The following is a 16,906-nucleotide window of genomic DNA, read 5'->3' on the forward strand; positions in this document are numbered from 1 at the left end:
CGCGAAGCTCTCCCATGTCGGGTGATCAAGATCGCGAAAGCGCCCAGATCGTCGCCCGCAAGCATGGTCATGCGATGAAGGATCGTCAGCGCTGGCGGTTCCCTCACACGGTTCGATGTCACGACGATCCATGACCGGACGCAACCCGTCACGAAGGCGCGTGATCGACGGGAGCGTCCGAAGGATCAGGCGGACGCCGAGGTCTATCGCCGAGTAGAGCGCAAGACGCTCCAGGCCGGTGCTGCAAGCAAGCCCGGCATTCGTCGGGTCAGCCTGGCCGCATCACACTACACCGCACCGACCGCCGACTCGCCTTGTCCTCCTGCCCCAGAATGCTTCATGCCCGTCCGATTCACGCCCATCCGCGCTCTCCGTCTCGGGATCGTCGTCGAACGGTTTCCGGGATTTTAGAGCCTGCAGAGGCGGGATGCCATCGCAAGTCTGACTGAGGGGCGTCTGCGACGCCGTCGCGGGGATCTCGAAGACAAGGCCGACGCCATCCGTTCCCCCATGCCGTCCTAAGGACACTCCTATGAAATCGTCAAACAGTCAGTTCTATCTCGAGCGCGCCGCCGAGTGTCGCCTGGCGGCCGAGGCCACGTCTCTGGCGGAGGTTCGGCGCAAGTATGCCGATGCCGAAGAAAGCTGGAGGACGATGGCGGCCCTTGCCCTCAGTCGCGAAGACGCGAACCGGCCCGCATCCATCCCACTGGATCTCGCGCATTGACCGCCCTCCAACCTCCAGCGTCTCCCATGGACGGCAGTCGCCCGACGGGCACGAGCTGGGCGCTCTGCGCAAGCGGCAATCTCGGCGTCGCCGTCGGGTTTGTGCGCAGCGCAAGTTCCGTTCGCCTCACTGAGGCGAATGCCGTGTGCTGTCGCCCATCTTCGCCGCGATAGACGGATCCTGCGCGAGCGATCCTGATCGGCAGGCCGTCCAATCACAGACCAGAGACCGAGGCTCCGCCATGCCGACGATCCGCTCGCCATGGGAGGCGGCCCCCGGCGCATCCTCGCCTCCGGTCATGTCCGGTCCGATCGAACGTCACGACACGGATCCCGGCCTTGATCGCAGATCTCCTTCATCGGGACGTTCTGCCGACCGGGACTCCCGGGAACAGGGTGCGCTTGTAGGGCCGGATCCCTCGATGCCAGACATCCGGCGTCGGGCATCCGGCATCGACCCGAAGACCGTCTTCGAAGCGCCCGACATGGCCCGCTGCCCGAACCGGACCGCTCCAGGATCGGGATCGAGCGCTCCGGGTGATTCCAAGGTCGTGCGACGACCGTCCGATGCCGGATCAACCAGGGGCCTGTCCATGATCGCCTTCCTTCTATCGCGCCTCCTTCACCCCGCCCGGCGCTCGTTTCTCGCGATGCGTCGAGGATGGCGTTGGGAGACGATCCCCTTCGATCGGCCGCGGCATCTGACCAACGGTCGGATGAGCCGAGACGATGGCGGGCAGATGTGGCGGCGCTGGAATGGACGAGACTACGATTGGGTCCAACTGGCGATGATGCCCTGATGCTCGCCGCCGAGCCGGCATCGACCCCGCAGTCGTCGTGTCCATCGCAGCGTCGGACCGGATGATCGCAACAGCGGTTGCGGGCCTGTTCGCAAGAAACAGGCGATTCGACTGGGTGGGGCTTGCACAATCGATCGGAAGAGCCCACTGTTAATACGTCGATAGACGGCCGGAACTTTTGGCCCTGCGTCGCCGATTGCGGCGCCTTGCTTCCAAGCTCTTTCTGAACACTCGATCTGCAACGGACGGCAACGCATGCCGGCCGACGAGAACTTTATGCTGAAAGGTATCCCATGACGACGGGAACCGTGAAATTCTTCAATCACGACAAGGGTTTTGGCTTCATCGCGCCGGACGACGGCAGCAAGGACGCCTTCGTCCACATCAGCGCCGTCGAGCGCTCGGGCATGAGTGGCCTTCAGGAAGGCGACAAGGTCAGCTTCGAGCTGGTCGCCGACCGTCGGACCGGCAAGATGGCCGCCGAGAACCTTCAGTCGATCGACTGATCGCCTGTTCTCCGGATCATCTCGATCCGAGCGGGATCAAGCTCTCCTCCGCCTGCCGACCACGGATGGACTGGCGGCTGCCGGGAACGAGAACGACGTCCCCACCGAACGAGGCCCCATTCCGACGAGGAAGCGGGGCCTCTTCCATATCCAGCCGATGCCAGAGGCGTCGGCCACGCACAGGAGCGTCTGATGGACAGCTCGACCAAATCCCGCGCAGCAGCGGAGCGCCACTTCCAGCCGCACGATACCCGGCCCGAAAAAGGATCGGCGATGCGCACCATTGCCGCCCAGCAGGCCGCAACCCAGGACAAGACCGCCCGCCTGAGAGCACTTCGTCTGGCCCAGGCCGCCACGATCATCGTGGCCCCCGAGAAGAAGAAGCGTGCCGCGCGCGTCAAGAGCATCGCCTGACGTCCTGCCGCGCTTCCGCTCTTGCCTGCTGAACGTCGCCGTCGGCCGGACGACGGCCATATCGCTGCGCCTCCCGTCGGCGGACCGCCGGAAACCGCCCGGAAAGGGCGTCGAACAGACCTTGCCGTCGGCCCGGACGCGCACGGTCGGGTTGCGGGCAGGCCCGGCCGGACATCTGCCATTCCGCCGGAAGATCCCCCTTACCGCTCGGTGCTCCTGCGACCATCTCCCGGACGTCGCGCGGACGGTCCCGCGGTTCCCCTCGCCCGACACCGGCCATCACCCGGCCTTGATCGAACTGCGTCGAAGTCCGACGGGAAGGCTCCCCGGCGAGGAGCCGGAGAGCCGCAGCCGCTACTTGATGTAGCCGGCGCGCGTCATGTCGCGGGTGGCCTGCGCCTGCGATGCGGCCAGCGCCTGCTCGACGGTCTGCGTCCCGGCGAGAGCCGACGCGATTTGCTGACCGACGGCTGTGCCGATGCCCGCAAACTCGGGAATGGCGGCGAACTGGAGGCCGACATAGGGCTTGTCCGGTCCCGAGCTCGGATCGGCTGCATTCATGGCCCGGAGGGTCTCGGCCGCAAACGGGGCCGCCTCCATGTACTTCGGGTTTTCGTAGAGCGACGTCCGCGAGCCCGGCGGAACGTTGCTCCAGCCATCGCGGCCGGCGACGAGTTCCTGATACTTTCTGTCGGTCGCCCAGGAGATGAACTTCTCCGCCGCTTCCTTCTTCTGCGAGGAGGCGGGAATGGCCAGCGACCACGACCAGAGCCAGTTGGCGCCGCCGTTCGGACAGTTCTCGATGCCGCAGGGCGCCTGGGTGAAGGCGACCTTGTCGGCGACCGTGCTTTCCTTGGGGTTCGAGACGAAGGAGGCGTTGGCTGTCGCGTCCACCCAGAGCCCGCACTTGCCCTGCGCGAACAGCGCGAGATTCTCGGTGAAGCCGTTTCCGGCGGCGCCCGGAGGTCCGTGTTCCTGCATGACCTTGACGTAGTTTCCGACCGCCTTCTTCCAGGGGTCGGAATCGAACTGCGGCTTCCAGTTCGCGTCGAAATAGTTGCCGCCATAGGAGCGGGCGAGGTTGCCGATGAAGGCCATGTTCTCGCCCCAGCCTGGCTTGCCGCGCAGGCAGATACCGTAGACGCCGGTCGACGTGTCGGAGAGCTTGGCGGCGACCTCCATCAGGAAGTCGAAGGTCGGCCTCCCCGGCATCGTCAGCCCGGCCTTCTCCATCAGGTCGCGGCGGTAGATGGTGAAGACGCTCTCGCCGTAGAAGGGTGCGGCGTAGAGCTTGCCGTTCGTCGACAGGGCATTGCGGATTGGCGGCAGGAGGTCGTCGACATCGTAGTCGGCACCGAGGTTCTCGAGCGGCGCCAGCCACTCCTTCTGCGACCAGATCGGCACCTCGTAATTGCCGATCGTCATGATGTCGAACTGGCCGCCCCTGGTGGCGATATCGGTGGTGATGCGCTGGCGCAGGATGTTCTCCTCCAGCGTGACCCAGGTGATCTTGATGTCCGGGTTCGCCTTCTCGAACTCCGGCGTCAGACCCTGCATCCGGATCATGTCCAGGTTGTTGACCGTGCCGATCGTCAGCGTCGTCTGCTGAGCCGCGGCCCCGCCGACAGATGCGAGAAGGCAGGTCGTGCCGATCGCCAGGAGCGACGGCCACCCTCCGTTGCACATTCTCATCGCTTCTTCTCCCAAGGGGCTGGTCCTGACTTCTGCACGTTCGCCCCGTTGTTCTCCGATTTCGCGCAGAAGATCTGGGAAGACCGGGACGATCCCGGGCACGTCCCGACTGCGTGCCCGGCATCGATCCGGCCTTGTCGGATTTACGGAAGCCGGCTGCGCTCGCTCGCCTGCCGCTCGGCCTCCTCGGCGGCCTTCAGCATCGCGCGCGTGTACATCAGCGCGTGCGATGCGAGATCGTGGCCGTCGTTCCAGAGGTTCCGCCACACGCCGAGGATGCCCTCCAGCGGTTGCCCGACGACGCGCGACGAGAAGCTCTCGAAGGTGATCGGTCCCTGGTACTTCGCCCGGACGAGGGCACGGAAGACGGAGGTCAGGTCGACCGAACCCGAGCCCATGTAGCCGCGATGCGAGTCCCCGGTGTGGAAGTAGCCGATGTGCGGCCCGGCATCGACGATCGCCTGGGCGATGTCGGATTCCTCGATGTTCATGTGGTAGACGTCGAGATGGACCTTCACGTTCGGCGCGCCGACGAGCTTGGCCATCTCGACGCCCTGCGCCGCCGTGTTGCAGATGTTGGTCTCGTAGCGGTTCACCACTTCGAGCGAGAGGGTGATGTCGCTGCGGGCGGCGATCTCGGCCACGGTGGCGAGCGTCTCGGCCGACTGGCGGATGCCCTCGCGCGTCGGCGGCTCGTAGTATTTGCCGAAGGCGGAGTAGAGGATGCCGCCGATACTCGTGCCGCCGCAGTCGCGGCACACGCGAATGGCGTCCTCGAGCTTCTGCTGGCCCCGCGCGCGCTTTTCCGGGTCTCCCGACGAAATGTCGCTGTCGAAGTCGAGGCCGAGCGAAAAGGCGATGCCGATGCCGGCCTTCTCCAGCTCGCGACGCGTGAACTCGGCGTCGATCAGGCTGGGATCGAGCGCCGGCGCCTCGATGAAGTCGTAGCCGACCTCGGCGGTCTTGCCGATCGCCCGCGCGCACTCCTCGTGGCTCCATCCCGCTTCCCAGACCAACGCATGCACACCGAGCTTGTTCATCCCACTCTCCCCCGCCGCGCCGCTTTGGCGCGCCTGCAATATACTTTTGCGTTGCAGCAAGATCGCAGTGCTGCTCGACATTCCCCATGATTGACAGAGACAAATCCGCTGTCTAGCCTCTGATGAAACGTTTTATTGTTTGTCTCACATAATATTCGACCCAACACAGAGGGAGGGCGTCATGTCACGACTGCAGTCGCCGTCCATTCGGATGGTGGCCGAGCGCGCCGGCGTGTCGATCGCGACGGTCTCGAACGTCATCAACGGCAAGAGCAGCGTCTCGCCCGGTTTCGCCGATCGTGTCCGCGTCGCGATCGAGGAGCTCGGCTACGTCACCGACATCGCCGCCTCGCGGCTGCGCTCGGGCAAGGCCGCGCTCGCCGCGGTCGTCGTGCCGGACCTCACCAACCCGATGTTCGCGGCCTTCGTCTCGACGCTGGAGCACGAGGCGCGCGAAGGGGGCTACGACCTCGTGGTGGTCTCGGCGCGCAACGATCCCGGCGAGGAGGCCGACCGCCTCGCCAATATCCGCGCCTGGCGGCCGGCCGGGCTGATCGTCATCCCCTGCGACGGCGCCCTGACAACGCGACTGCCGACGGGCTTTTCGGTCCCGACGGTCGTCGCCGACCGCATCCCCGACGACCGGCGTTTCGACCTCGTGGCGGTCGACAACGGACCGGCGTCGGGCGCGATGGCGGCACATCTGGCGGGTGGCGGGCGACGAAGCTGCCTCGTCGCCGGCACGAGCCTTGCCATCAGCAACGTGCGCGAGCGCTGGGACGGGTTCTCGGCGCAGGCCGGCCCGATGCGCGCCGAGATGCTGGAAGTCGGCTTCGACGCGGGCGAGGCGGTCGCGCGCCTCCGGGCGCGGCTGGAGGCGAGCCGTCCCGACGCGCTCTTCGCGCTCGATCACATGACCTCGCTCCTCGCCTACAAGCTCTTGGCCGAGATGGGCCTGCGCGTTCCCGACGACGTCGCGTTCGCCTCGTTCGACGAGATGGAATGGATGCGGCTCGTCTCGCCCGCCGTCACCGCCGTGCGCCAGCCGGTCGAGGACATGGCCGTCGCGGCCTGGACGCTGCTTCACGCTCGCATGGAGGGTCGGGAGGCCCCGGAAGAAACAAGGCGCCTCGAATGCGCCGTCACGATCCGCGGCTCGACGCTGCGGGTCCCGCACCGGCGCAACGCCCGGGCGGGCCAGGCATAACAAAGGGAGGATGAAACGATGCTGATGTCGCGTCGCCGCGCTCTCGCGGCTCTGGGAGGCCTTCTGGCCCTCTCGCTCACCGCCCCGGCGGCCCTCGCCCAGAGTGCCGAGCCGCAGGCGGGAATCGTCGTGAAGATCGGGGGCATCCCCTGGTTCAACGCGATGGAGGAAGGGATCAAGAAGGGCGCCGGGGAGTACAAGGTCAACGCTTGGATGGTCGGCCCGACCCAGGCCGATGCCGCCCAGCAGGTCCGCGCCATCGAGGACCTGATCGCCCGCAAGGTGAATGTCATCGGCATCGTGCCCAACGATTCCGCCGCGCTCGAGCCGGTGCTCGGCCGCGCCCGCGCGGCGGGCATCAAGGTGCTGGCGCACGAGGGTCCGGACCAGAAGGAAAAGGACTGGGACTTCGAGCTGACGACGACCGAGGCCTACGGCCAGGCCCACATGGATCTCCTCGCCAAGGAGATGGGCGAGGAGGGCAAGTACATCGTCTATGTCGGCTCCCTGACCGTGCCGCTGCACAACGCCTGGGCCGATGCCGCGATCGCCTATCAGAAGGAGAAGTATCCGAAGATGCAGATGGTCGGCGACCGCTTCGGCGTCGCCGAGAGCCTCGACGAAAGCCTGAAGACCACGCAGGACCAGCTGCGCGCCAATCCCGACCTCAAGGGCATCCTGACCTTCGGCAGCCAGGGACCGATCGGCGCCGCGCGCGTCCTCGACGACCGCGGCAAGGCCAAGACGGTCGCCCTCGTCGGCGGCTTCTCGCCGGGACAGGGCGCCAAATACGTGAAGTCCGGCGTGATCCGCGGCGGCTACATCTGGAACCCGCTGACGGCGGGCGAGGTCTTCGCGCAGCTGTCCTCGATGCTGGCGGCCGGCAAGGAGCCGACCGACAACATGGAGCTCGTCGGGGTCGGCCCCGTGCGCGTCTATTCCGACAAGAAGCTGATCCAGGCCCAGAAGCTCGAATCCCTCGACAAGGCCAACATCGACCGCCTCGTCGCGCTCGGACTGTGAGCCTCAGCCGGCGGCCTTCGGTGGCCGCCGGCCCTTTCCATTCGGGCGACGGGAGGCGGCCGATGACGCAGGACGTTCCATTTCTCAGGCTGCGCGGCCTGTCCAAGCGCTTCGGCGGCGTGCGCGCGCTGGAGGGCATCGACTGGGATGTGCGCGCGGGCGAGGTCCATTGCCTCGTCGGCGAGAACGGCTGCGGGAAGTCGACGCTGATCAAGACCGTGGCCGGCGTCCATCCGCCGACCGAGGGCTCGATCGAGATCGAGGGCGAGAGCGTCCTGCCGCTGACGCCCGCGCGCGCCAAGGCGCTCGGCATCCAGGTCATCTTCCAGGACCTGTCGCTGTTTCCCAACCTCAGCGTCGCCGAGAACATCGCGGTGGAGAGCCATCTCGACGGCGCGCTGAAGCCCGTCCGACGCGCGCACATGCGCCGCATCGCCGACGAGGTCCTGAAGCGCCTCGACTTCGACCTCGACCCGTCCGCCCTCGTCTCCGACCTGCCGGTCGCCGAGCGCCAGATCGTGGCCATCGCGCGCGGGCTGGCGGCCCGGGCCCGCCTCATCTTCATGGACGAGCCGACCGCCTCGCTGACGCGCGCCGAGGTCGACCGGCTGCTGGCGATCGTCGCTCGCCTCAAGGCCGACGGCATCGCCGTCGTGTTCGTCTCGCATCGCCTCGAGGAGGTGGTCGAGATCGCCGAGCGCGTCACCGTGTTCCGCGACGGGCGCAAGGTCGGCACCTGGCCCGTCGCCGAGGTCGACCAGCGCCGCATCGCCCATCTGATGACCGGGCTCGACCTCGACCATGGCGTCGCCGCGCGCGACATGAGCGCGGCGCCCCCGCTCCTCACCGTCGACCGCCTGTCGCGCCGCGGCGAGTTCGCCGACGTCAGCTTCACGCTCCGGCGAGGCGAGGTCCTGGGTCTCGTCGGGCTTCTCGGCGCCGGACGCACCGAACTCGCGCTGACGCTGTTCGGCATGAGCCGCGCGGAAGGCGGCACGATCCGCCTGAACGGCGAGCCGCTCGTGCTACGCTCCAACCGCGACGCGGTGCGCGCCGGCATCGCCTATGTCTCGGAAGACCGGCTCTCGCTCGGCGTGATCCTGCCGCAGTCGATCGAGGACAATATCGGCCTGGCGGTGATGAAGGGGCTGGCCGGCCCCGCCGGCCTGATCGCGCGGCGGCGTCGGCGCGACCTCGCGCGCGAGTGGGTCCGCCGCCTCGCCATCAAGGTTCCCGACATCGACCGGCCCGTCCAGACGCTGTCGGGCGGCAACCAGCAGCGCGTGGTGCTGGCGAAATGGCTGGCGACGCGTCCGAGCGTCCTGATCCTCGATTCGCCGACGGTCGGCGTCGACATCAAGAACAAGCAGGGGATCTACGAGATCGTCGCCGAACTCGCGCGCGAGGGCGTCGGCGTCATCCTGATCTCCGACGAGGTCGGCGAGGCCTTCGCCACCTGCGACCGCGTCCTGCACATGCGCGCCGGGCGCATCGTCGGCGAAGCCGTTCCCGGCCGCATCACCGAGCGCGAACTGGAGGAGCGCATCTATGCCTGATCCCGCGCACCCGACCCCGACCCACGCCTCCGCGCTGGCGCGGCTGCGCCGCCGCCCCGAAGCCTGGCTCTTCGGCGTGATCGTCATCGCCGTCCTGTTCTTCGGCTCGACGGCGCCGGGCTTCCTGACGCTGCCCAACGTCATCGACCTGCTCGAGACCTATTCGGTGCAGGCGATCATGGCGATGGGCCTCTTCGTGGTGCTCGTCTCGGGCGGCATCGACATCTCGTTCGCGGCCACCGCGTCCGTGTCGCAGTATGTCGCCGCGCTCCTGGCGGCTCGGCTCGGCCTTCCCGCTCCCCTGGTGATCGCGGCCGGCCTTGCCGTCGGCACGGCGCTCGGCGGACTGAACGCGGCGCTGATCCACTTCGTGCGCATCCCCTCGATCATCGCGACGATCGCGATGATGAGCGTCACCTTCTCGCTCCTCATGTACTTCTCGGGCGGTCGCTCGATCTACGACCTGCCGGAATGGTGGACGACGCGCATCACCGTCTACGAGACCGAACTCGCCAGCGGCGACCTCGTGCGCGTCACGCTGCCGATCGTGGCGATGATCGTGGTGAGCCTCGGGACCTGTGCGCTGATGACGCGCATGTCGGTCGGCCGCCAGCTCTACGCGATGGGCGGCAACCCGGAAGCGGCGCGGCGCATCGGCATCTCGATCGGCCGCCTCCACTTCGTCGCCTACGGTTTCCTCGGCTTCCTCGCGGCCCTGGCCGGCATGCTGCAGGCGCATCGCGTCGGCGAAAGCGTGCCCAACGCCATGGTCAACACGGAGCTTGCGGTTCTCTCGGCCGCCGTCCTCGGCGGCGCCAGCCTGACGGGCGGCATCGGCACCGTGCCGGGCGTCCTTCTCGGCATCGTGCTCCTCGCCATCCTGCAGAACGGTCTCAACCTTCTCGGCGTCTCCTCGTACTTCTTCCAGATCGTGATCGGCTTGACGATCCTCGCCTCGACCTCGCTCACCGTCCTGTCGTCACGGCGGGGCCGGCGCCACCGCACGCTCGGCGAGGCCGCCCATGCTTGAGACCGACAAGCCCCATCCGATCGGCGAGGCCGGCCCCCTGGCGGACTTCATGGCACGGCTGCGCACGGCCGTTCCCCATGCGCATCTCGGGCTCGTCGGGCTCCTCGCCGCGCTTCTCGTCCTCTTCTCGCTTGCGGTTCCGGGCTTTGCGAGCGTCGGGACGCTGCAGTCGTTCATGTTCCAGATGCCGCTTCTGGGGCTTCTGTCGCTGGCGATGATCGTGCCGCTCATCACCGGCGGGCTGAACCTGGCGATCATCGCGACCACCAACCAGTGCGCGCTCCTGATTGTGTTCGTGATGCAGAACGCGATCGCCCCCGATGCGGGGACCGGGGCAGTGCTGGCAGGGGCAGCGCTCGCCTTCGCCGCCGGGCTTCTCCTCTGCCTCGTGATCGGCCTCCTGACGGGCCTCCTCGTCGCCTATACCGGCGTCCACCCGATCCTCGTCACCCTCGGCACCAAGTCGCTGATCGACGGCGTCAGCATCTACCTGACGCGCGGCATGGCGCTGTCCGGCGTGCCCGAGCTCGTCTCGCGCCTCGGCAATTCGAGCTTTTTAGGCATTCCGCTCGTCTTCGTCCTCCTGGTGCTGGTCGCGATCCTCGTCGGGCTCGTCCTGAAGAAGACCGCCTTCGGCATCGCCTGCCACATGATCGGCTCCAACCTCGAGGCCGCGCGCTATTCGGCGATCGACACCAAGCGCGTCCTCGTCGGCGTCTACACCCTCTCCAGCCTCGTCTGCTTCATGGCCGCGCTGGTGATGCTCGTGATCTTCAATTCGGCGAGCGCCGACTACGCGCAGTCCTATCTTCTGGTGACGATCCTCGCCGCCGTGCTCGGCGGCGTCGATCCGTTCGGCGGCTTCGGCACGGTGGGCGGCCTGATGGTGGCGCTGGCGATCCTTCAGGTGATCTCGTCGGGCTTCAACCAGTTCGGGCTGTCGAACTACCTGACGCTCGCGATCTGGGGCGGCACCCTGATCGTCGTGGTGGTGGCGCAGACGCTGCGCCCGCATCTCTCGCTCTTCGTCTCGATGCTGCGACCGCACCGGGAGAAGCGCCCATGAGCGTGGTCGCCGTCTTCGACATCGGCAAGACCAACGTCAAGCTCTTCGCCGCGACCGGGAGCGGCACCATCCTGGAGGAGCTTTCCGCGCCGAACCGCGTCCAGGACGGTCCGCCCTATCGCCATCACGATCTCGATGCGCTGGAAGGCTGGCTGCTCGACGGGCTCGCCGATCTCGGCCGGCGCCACCCGATCGAGGCGATCGTCGCCTGTTCGCACGGCTCGGGCGGCGTCCTCGTCGGACCGGACGTGGCCGCAATGCCGATGATCGACTACGAGCAGGACCCGCCGCCCGATATCACGGCGGACTACGCCGGCATGGCAGGCTCGTTCCGCGACCGGGGCAGCGCGGTGATGCTCGGCTCGGCGCATCTGGCGCGCCAGATGCTGTGGCTGGAGCGCGGCTGGCCGGACGCCTTCGCCCGGGCGACGGCCTTCCTGGCCCTCCCGCAATACTGGGCCTTCCGCCTCTGTGGCGTCGCGGCCAGCGAAGTCACGAGCCTTGCGGCGCAGTCGCACCTCTGGTCGGGCGCCGACGGGCGGCCGACACCGCTCGTCGCCCGGCGCGGCTGGGAGCACCTCCTGCCGCCGATGCGCCCCGCCTTCGAGACGCTCGGCACGCTGAAGCCCGAGCTCGCGCGACGCTGCGGCCTGCCGCCCGGAACCCGCGTCGTGTGCGGCATCCACGATTCCTCGGCCAACTTCTATCGCTACCAGGCCGCCGGCCTGTCCGACCTCACCGTGATCTCGACCGGCACGTGGATCGTGGCCCTCACCGACCGCACCGGCGTCGACCTCGACACCGAAACCCCCGGACTGTCCTGCAACGCCGACGTCTTCGGCCGCCCGGTTCCGGGCATCCTGACGATGGGCGGGCGCGAGTTCGCGGCCGTCGCCGACGGCGCGGACGGACCGGCGACCCTCGAAGCGCTGAGGCGCTGTGTCGCCAGCCGGACCGTCGTCCTGCCCTCCTTCGGAGCCGACGACGGCCTGTTTCCGGGCACCTCGCGCCGCGGTCGCATCCACGGGCCGCTCGCCGGCGATCCGTCCGTTCGCTTCACCCTCGCCCTCCTTTATGCGGCCCTTCTCGCCAGCCAGTGCCTTCAGGCCCTGCCGGCATCACGAACAGTCGTTCTCGACGGCGGACTGGTGCGCGATCCCCTGTTCGGCGCGATCATGGCGGCGCTGAACCCGACGGTCCGCGTGCTCGTGGACCGGGATCCGCACGGCACCGCAACGGGCGCCGCGCTTCTGGCAACACATGAAGCCCGTCGCGGCCTCGCCCCGCTGGCGGCGGAAGCACCGGACGTGTACGGCCTTCCCGACCTTCTCCCCTATTGGTCGCACTGGCGCGACCTGACCCATCCCGGAGCCCGAGCCTCATGACCCTGCGAACCGACGACGCCTTGCGCGAGGAGATGGTCGCGACCTGCCGCCGCATGAACGAGAGCGGCATCAACCAGGGAACCGCGGGCAACCTGTCCGTGCGCAACGAGGGGGGCTTCCTCGTCACCCCGACCTCCCTGCCCTACGACCGGATGCAGCCGGAAGACCTCGTGCAGATGTCGTTCGACGGCACCTACGAGGGCCCCCGGCGCCCGTCGTCGGAGTGGCGCTTCCACCGCGACATCCTCGCCGCCCGGCCCGACGTCGACTGCGTTCTTCACTGCCATTCCGTCTACGCCACGACGCTCGCCGTCCATCACCACGAGATCCCGAGCTTCCACTACATGACGGCGGTCGCCGGCGGCACGACGATCCGCTGCTCGCGCTATGCCACCTTCGGCACGCAGGCCCTGTCGGACGCCGCGCTGGAAGCGCTCGAGGACCGCTTGGCCTGCCTTCTCGGCCAGCACGGGCAGATCGCGCTCGGGCGCACGATGGCGAGCGCGCTGGCGCTGGCGATCGAGGTCGAGACCCTGTCGCGCCTCTACGTCCAGGCGCGCGTCCTCGGCGAGCCACCGGTCCTGCCGGACGAGGAGATGGCCCGCGTCATCCAGCAGATGAAGAACATGAGCTACGGCCACGCCCCCGACCTCGACGGGGTCAACGACACGCCGGGCACCCGATCCACGTTCGGGTAATCCAGCGAGCGCGCCAGCCGTCGACATCCGGCCATCTGCCCGGCGCGAGAGCTGCCGCCAAGGGTCCATCGACCTTTGGCGGCAGCTGCGTCATCCGATCCGCGCCGCGCGGACGATGAGAGAACACTCGAAGGTCGCGGCCGCCGCGAAGGCCCAGCCGGCGACATCCGCCTCCGGACAGTCAGCGTAAGCCATCCATCATCGACCGCGAAAGCGGACGGACGTGACCTTCACGCCGCATCTCCGTCGGTCACATGGCGGTGATCGCCCCATCCGATGCCGGCGTCCCACCGTACCTTTCGTGTTTGGAAAAACGAACACGGGAGTGGGACATGAAGAAGAGCACGATCCTCGTCGCGGGAGCCCTGTGCATGGCGGCATCGTCCGCCTTTGCCCAGCAGGCCATGCAAGGCGTCAAGGCATCGGATCAGGATGTTTCGAACGGCATCGTCAGCGCCGACGCCGTCATGGCCGCGAAGAACGGCTGGCTCGTCGTCCATCGCACCGACGCCGCGATGAAGCCGGGCCCGGTCGTCGGGCATGCCCCGATCCGGGCCGGGACCACCAACGACGTCGCGGCGATCCTGACGGAAGACGTCAAATCCGGCGACATGTTGATGCTGATGGTTCACGCGGAGGACGGCGGGACCAAGAAGGGTGTGTTCGAGTACACGCTGGGCGCCAAGGAGGACGGCCCCGTCCGCGTCGACGACAAGCTCGTCATGACCATGATCGAGGCTCAGTAGCCCGTCGGGGCTCGCCGCCATCGGGTGGCGGGCTCCTGCCCGCGTCTGCATCCTCCTGTCCGACGGGCAGCCACCGACAGCGGCATCGACGCGAAAATGGGCGACGGGGCGGACGCTCAAGATCGGCAGCCCGATCGCACTGCGGTTCTTCACCGGCCTCGTCGCGACGAACGCGACCCTCTCGTGGGATCGGCCGGCCAGCGTCGCGAGAAGGTCTGCGAGGCGCGCACCACGGTCGGCACGGTGGCCGCCGCCGGCACGAGGCCCGACACGTTTCCGGCGCTCTTCGTGGTAGCGTTGCTTCCCTCCCCCTGCCGCGCAGTGCGCTCGAGACGGCGGTCGAAGCGACCGAACGCGGAAAACTCGTCGGAGGAGAGGTCCAGCCGGCCGAACCGCCGCCCTATCGGGCCCGCGCCTTGAGCCAGCGGTCGAAGGCGACCGCCAGGATCAGGATCAGGCCGATCACCACCTGCTGCGTGTAGGACGAGACGTTGTTGAGCACGAGGCCGTTGACGAGAACGCCGATCAGAGCCGCGCCGATGACCGTGCCGCCGACGGTGCCGACGCCGCCGAAGAGGCTGGTGCCCCCGATGACGACGGCCGATATCACCGTCAGCTCATAGCCGATGCCCGCCACGGCCTCCGCCGAGTTGAGGCGCGCCGAGAGGACGAAGGCCGCCAGCCCGCAGAAGAAGCCGACGATGAGGTAGACCGAGACGAGGATCGCATCGACCTTCAGACCGGACAGGCGCGCGGCTTCCGCGTTGCCGCCCACCGCATAGACCGCCCGTCCGTAGCGCGTGTAGCGCAGGACGACATGGCACAGGATCGCGGCCACCGCGAAGATGATGACGGGCACCGGCACCGGACCGACCAGCCCGGCACCGAACCAGCGCATGGACGCGTCGAAGCCCGAGATCGGGCCGCCGTTCGAAAGCGTCAGCGTCAGCCCGCGGAAGATCGTCAGCCCCCCGAGCGTCACCACGAAGGGCGGCACCTTCAGCCGGGTGATGGCGAGGCCCTGGATCGCGCCGCAGAGCGTGCCGACGGCCAAGGCCGCAAGGAGCGCGGCGAACCAGCCGTAGCCGCCCGCCGCCGCCCCCCCGAGCGACAGGGTGTTGGCCGCTCCGCCCTTGAAGACGATGGCCGCGACCATGCCCGACAGCGCCACCAGCGAGCCCACAGACAGATCGATGCCGGCCGTCAGGATGACGAAGGTCATGCCGAGCGCGATCAGGCCGGTGATCGAGATCTGGCGCAGGACGTTGAAGAGATTGGTGGGGTTCAGGAAGTTCGGGTTGACGAGTGCGAAGACTGCCATCAGCACCAGGAGGAAGAGAAGCGGTCCGAAGGTCTTGAGCACGCGGAAGAGGTTGACCCGCGGGCGTGTCGCCGCCTCGTTGACTGCGGTCATGGGCGGGGCTCCGTCCGGGTTCCGAGCGCCATCAGCGCCATGAGGGATTCTTCGCTGGCCTGCGCCGCCGGCATCTCGCCGGTGATGCGGCCCTCGCGCATGGTCACGATGCGATCGCTCACCGCCAGGATTTCCGGCAGTTCGGATGAAATCACGAGAACGGCGATGCCGCGCGCCGCCAGCCCCACCAGGATCTGGTGGACCTCGGCCTTGGCTCCGACGTCGACGCCGCGCGTCGGCTCGTCGACGATCAGGACCTTCGGATCGCGCGCCAGCCAGCGGGCGAGGATCACCTTCTGCTGGTTGCCGCCGGAAAGCCCGGCGATCAGCTGATCCGGGCCGGCCATGCGGATGTTCAGCATCTTCCTGTAGTCGGCGAGATCGCGGCGCTCGCGCCCTTCGGCCATGAAGCCCAGCGCGCCGGCATAGGCCTTCAGCGACGCGACGGAGAAGTTCGGCTGGATGCCGAGCGCCGGGAAGATCGCCTGGTGCTTGCGATCCTCCGGCACGAGGCCGATCCCGAGCGCGATGGCGTCGGACGGCGCGGCGGGGGCGATCGGCCGGCCGTCGAGGCGGATCTCGCCGCCCGCACGCCGGTCGGCGCCGAAGATCGCCCGCGCCAGTTCCGTGCGCCCCGACCCGACGAGACCCGCGATCCCCAGGATCTCGCCGGCCCGGAGATCGAGATCGACGCCTTTCAGGACGATCGCGTGCGGAGCCTCGGGATTGCGGTGCGTGGTCAATCCGCGCACCGACAGGCGCACCTCGCCGGCCTTCGCCCGCTCCGCGGGCCGGGCATAGAGCTCGGAGGCGGCACGCCCGACCATCCGTTCGATCACCGCCGGGACCGGGATGGGACCCGTCCCGCGCTCCAGCTCGCCGGCCAGCCGGCCGTCGCGCAGAACGGTCATGCGGTCGCACACCTCGGAGGCTTCCTCCAGACGATGGGTGACGAACATGATGGACACCCCGGCCGAGCGGAGCTGGCGCATGATGCCGAGGAGGCGGCTGACTTCGGCTTCCGAAAGGGCGGAGGTCGGCTCGTCCATCACGATGACGCGCGAGCGAAGCGAAAGCGCGCGCGCGATCTCCACCATCTGCTGCTCGGCTACCGACAGCGCCGAGACGGGCGTGCGCACGTCGAGACGCAGGCCGACCCGAGCGATCGCCTCCGACGCGGCCTCGCGCATGGCGCGCCAGTCGACGAACTTCCAGCGGTTCACCGGCGCCCGGCCGACGAAGATGTTCTCGGCCACCGACAGGGTCGGGATCAGCGACAGTTCCTGGTAGATCGTCACGATGCCGGCCCGCATCGCCTCGTCCGGATTGGCGAAGGCGACCGGGCGGCCATCGAGGCGGATTTCGCCGCGCGAGGGCGGCTGGACGCCGGACAGGATCTTCAGAAGCGTCGACTTGCCGGCGCCGTTCTCGCCCATCAGGCCGAGGATCTCGCCGGCGTGCAGGCGCAACGAGACGTCGTCGAGCGCGCGCACGCCCGAGAAGTCCTTCGAGATGCCCTGCATCTCGAGCAGCGGAATGGCCGCCGGCGCGGCCGGGATGGTGACGGAGGGCGCGAGCATCGGCATGCGGCCCAGCACCGGCC

General features: G+C 68.2%; 15 protein-coding genes. 11 read left to right on the forward strand and 4 right to left on the reverse strand.

Going from position 1 to position 16,906, the window contains the following annotated elements; translation table 11 throughout:
* Positions 1-532: 532 nt before the first annotated feature.
* The 3 genes from ASF65_RS05265 (at position 533) to ASF65_RS05280 (ending at position 2,446) form a co-directional block, all read left to right on the forward strand.
* Positions 533-727 (forward strand): hypothetical protein, encoded by a 195-nt coding sequence (locus tag ASF65_RS05265; protein ID WP_055886225.1) that lies wholly within the window; start codon positions 533-535, stop codon positions 725-727.
* A 1,092-nt stretch (positions 728-1,819) separates the two neighbouring features.
* Positions 1,820-2,032, forward strand: a complete 213-nt coding sequence (locus tag ASF65_RS05275) for a cold-shock protein (protein WP_055886229.1) — start codon at positions 1,820-1,822, stop codon at positions 2,030-2,032.
* A 192-nt stretch (positions 2,033-2,224) separates the two neighbouring features.
* On the forward strand, positions 2,225-2,446 hold the full coding sequence (locus ASF65_RS05280; RefSeq protein ID WP_055886231.1) for a hypothetical protein: 222 nt from the start codon (positions 2,225-2,227) through the stop codon (positions 2,444-2,446).
* A gap of 354 nt (positions 2,447-2,800) precedes the next feature.
* On the opposite strand, the gene ASF65_RS05285 is transcribed toward ASF65_RS05280, so the two are convergent.
* A complete protein-coding gene (locus ASF65_RS05285) occupies positions 2,801-4,012 on the reverse strand; it encodes a sugar ABC transporter substrate-binding protein (RefSeq protein ID WP_244486568.1) in 1,212 nt (403 codons plus the stop codon).
* Positions 4,013-4,281: 269 nt separating this feature from the next.
* Positions 4,282-5,178, reverse strand: a complete 897-nt coding sequence (locus ASF65_RS05290; RefSeq protein WP_055886236.1) for a sugar phosphate isomerase/epimerase — start codon at positions 5,176-5,178, stop codon at positions 4,282-4,284.
* A 181-nt stretch (positions 5,179-5,359) separates the two neighbouring features.
* On the opposite strand from ASF65_RS05290, the gene ASF65_RS05295 reads away from it, so the two are divergent.
* From ASF65_RS05295 to ASF65_RS05330, 8 genes are all read left to right on the forward strand, one after another.
* Positions 5,360-6,385 (forward strand): LacI family DNA-binding transcriptional regulator, encoded by a 1,026-nt coding sequence (locus ASF65_RS05295; RefSeq protein WP_055886238.1) that lies wholly within the window; start codon positions 5,360-5,362, stop codon positions 6,383-6,385.
* Positions 6,386-6,403: 18 nt separating this feature from the next.
* Positions 6,404-7,408, forward strand: a complete 1,005-nt coding sequence (locus ASF65_RS05300) for a substrate-binding domain-containing protein (protein WP_055886242.1) — start codon at positions 6,404-6,406, stop codon at positions 7,406-7,408.
* A 62-nt stretch (positions 7,409-7,470) separates the two neighbouring features.
* Positions 7,471-8,964 carry a sugar ABC transporter ATP-binding protein gene (locus ASF65_RS05305; RefSeq protein ID WP_055886243.1) on the forward strand — a complete coding sequence of 498 codons (1,494 nt, stop codon included), beginning with the start codon at positions 7,471-7,473 and terminating at the stop codon, positions 8,962-8,964.
* On the forward strand, positions 8,957-9,994 hold the full coding sequence (locus ASF65_RS05310) for an ABC transporter permease (RefSeq protein ID WP_055886246.1): 1,038 nt from the start codon (positions 8,957-8,959) through the stop codon (positions 9,992-9,994). Before ASF65_RS05305 ends, ASF65_RS05310 begins: the two co-directional genes overlap by 8 nt.
* Complete coding sequence (locus ASF65_RS05315; protein ID WP_082505194.1) at positions 9,987-11,060, forward strand: ABC transporter permease; 1,074 nt, start codon at positions 9,987-9,989, stop codon at positions 11,058-11,060. The genes ASF65_RS05310 and ASF65_RS05315 overlap by 8 nt, the downstream gene beginning before the upstream one ends.
* On the forward strand, positions 11,057-12,445 hold the full coding sequence (locus ASF65_RS05320; RefSeq protein ID WP_055886248.1) for an FGGY family carbohydrate kinase: 1,389 nt from the start codon (positions 11,057-11,059) through the stop codon (positions 12,443-12,445). Before ASF65_RS05315 ends, ASF65_RS05320 begins: the two co-directional genes overlap by 4 nt.
* Positions 12,442-13,143, forward strand: a complete 702-nt coding sequence (locus ASF65_RS05325) for a class II aldolase/adducin family protein (RefSeq protein WP_055886251.1) — start codon at positions 12,442-12,444, stop codon at positions 13,141-13,143. The genes ASF65_RS05320 and ASF65_RS05325 overlap by 4 nt, the downstream gene beginning before the upstream one ends.
* Before the next feature lie 332 nt (positions 13,144-13,475).
* Positions 13,476-13,889, forward strand: coding sequence for a hypothetical protein (locus ASF65_RS05330; protein ID WP_055886253.1), 414 nt, complete (start codon positions 13,476-13,478; stop codon positions 13,887-13,889).
* Positions 13,890-14,289: 400 nt separating this feature from the next.
* Here the strand turns inward: ASF65_RS05330 and ASF65_RS05335 are convergent, their stop codons facing one another.
* Together ASF65_RS05335 and ASF65_RS05340 are read right to left on the reverse strand one after the other, a co-directional pair.
* On the reverse strand, positions 14,290-15,303 hold the full coding sequence (locus tag ASF65_RS05335; RefSeq protein WP_055886256.1) for an ABC transporter permease: 1,014 nt from the start codon (positions 15,301-15,303) through the stop codon (positions 14,290-14,292).
* On the reverse strand, positions 15,300-16,889 hold the full coding sequence (locus ASF65_RS05340; RefSeq protein WP_244486566.1) for a sugar ABC transporter ATP-binding protein: 1,590 nt from the start codon (positions 16,887-16,889) through the stop codon (positions 15,300-15,302). The genes ASF65_RS05335 and ASF65_RS05340 overlap by 4 nt, the downstream gene beginning before the upstream one ends.
* Positions 16,890-16,906 lie beyond the last annotated feature (17 nt).

This window comes from Aureimonas sp. Leaf324 (assembly GCF_001423245.1).
Classification (GTDB): Bacteria; Pseudomonadota; Alphaproteobacteria; order Rhizobiales; family Rhizobiaceae; genus Aureimonas.

Coding starts and splice junctions, on each gene's coding strand:
- ASF65_RS05265 (WP_055886225.1), top strand. CDS start 533: ATGAAATCGTCAAACAGTCAGTTCTATCTCGAGCGCGCCGCCGAGTGT.
- ASF65_RS05275 (WP_055886229.1), top strand. CDS start 1,820: ATGACGACGGGAACCGTGAAATTCTTCAATCACGACAAGGGTTTTGGC.
- ASF65_RS05280 (WP_055886231.1), top strand. CDS start 2,225: ATGGACAGCTCGACCAAATCCCGCGCAGCAGCGGAGCGCCACTTCCAG.
- ASF65_RS05285 (WP_244486568.1), bottom strand. CDS start 4,012: ATGATCCGGATGCAGGGTCTGACGCCGGAGTTCGAGAAGGCGAACCCG.
- ASF65_RS05290 (WP_055886236.1), bottom strand. CDS start 5,178: ATGAACAAGCTCGGTGTGCATGCGTTGGTCTGGGAAGCGGGATGGAGC.
- ASF65_RS05295 (WP_055886238.1), top strand. CDS start 5,360: ATGTCACGACTGCAGTCGCCGTCCATTCGGATGGTGGCCGAGCGCGCC.
- ASF65_RS05300 (WP_055886242.1), top strand. CDS start 6,404: ATGCTGATGTCGCGTCGCCGCGCTCTCGCGGCTCTGGGAGGCCTTCTG.
- ASF65_RS05305 (WP_055886243.1), top strand. CDS start 7,471: ATGACGCAGGACGTTCCATTTCTCAGGCTGCGCGGCCTGTCCAAGCGC.
- ASF65_RS05310 (WP_055886246.1), top strand. CDS start 8,957: ATGCCTGATCCCGCGCACCCGACCCCGACCCACGCCTCCGCGCTGGCG.
- ASF65_RS05315 (WP_082505194.1), top strand. CDS start 9,987: ATGCTTGAGACCGACAAGCCCCATCCGATCGGCGAGGCCGGCCCCCTG.
- ASF65_RS05320 (WP_055886248.1), top strand. CDS start 11,057: ATGAGCGTGGTCGCCGTCTTCGACATCGGCAAGACCAACGTCAAGCTC.
- ASF65_RS05325 (WP_055886251.1), top strand. CDS start 12,442: ATGACCCTGCGAACCGACGACGCCTTGCGCGAGGAGATGGTCGCGACC.
- ASF65_RS05330 (WP_055886253.1), top strand. CDS start 13,476: ATGAAGAAGAGCACGATCCTCGTCGCGGGAGCCCTGTGCATGGCGGCA.
- ASF65_RS05335 (WP_055886256.1), bottom strand. CDS start 15,303: ATGACCGCAGTCAACGAGGCGGCGACACGCCCGCGGGTCAACCTCTTC.
- ASF65_RS05340 (WP_244486566.1), bottom strand. CDS start 16,889: ATGCCGATGCTCGCGCCCTCCGTCACCATCCCGGCCGCGCCGGCGGCC.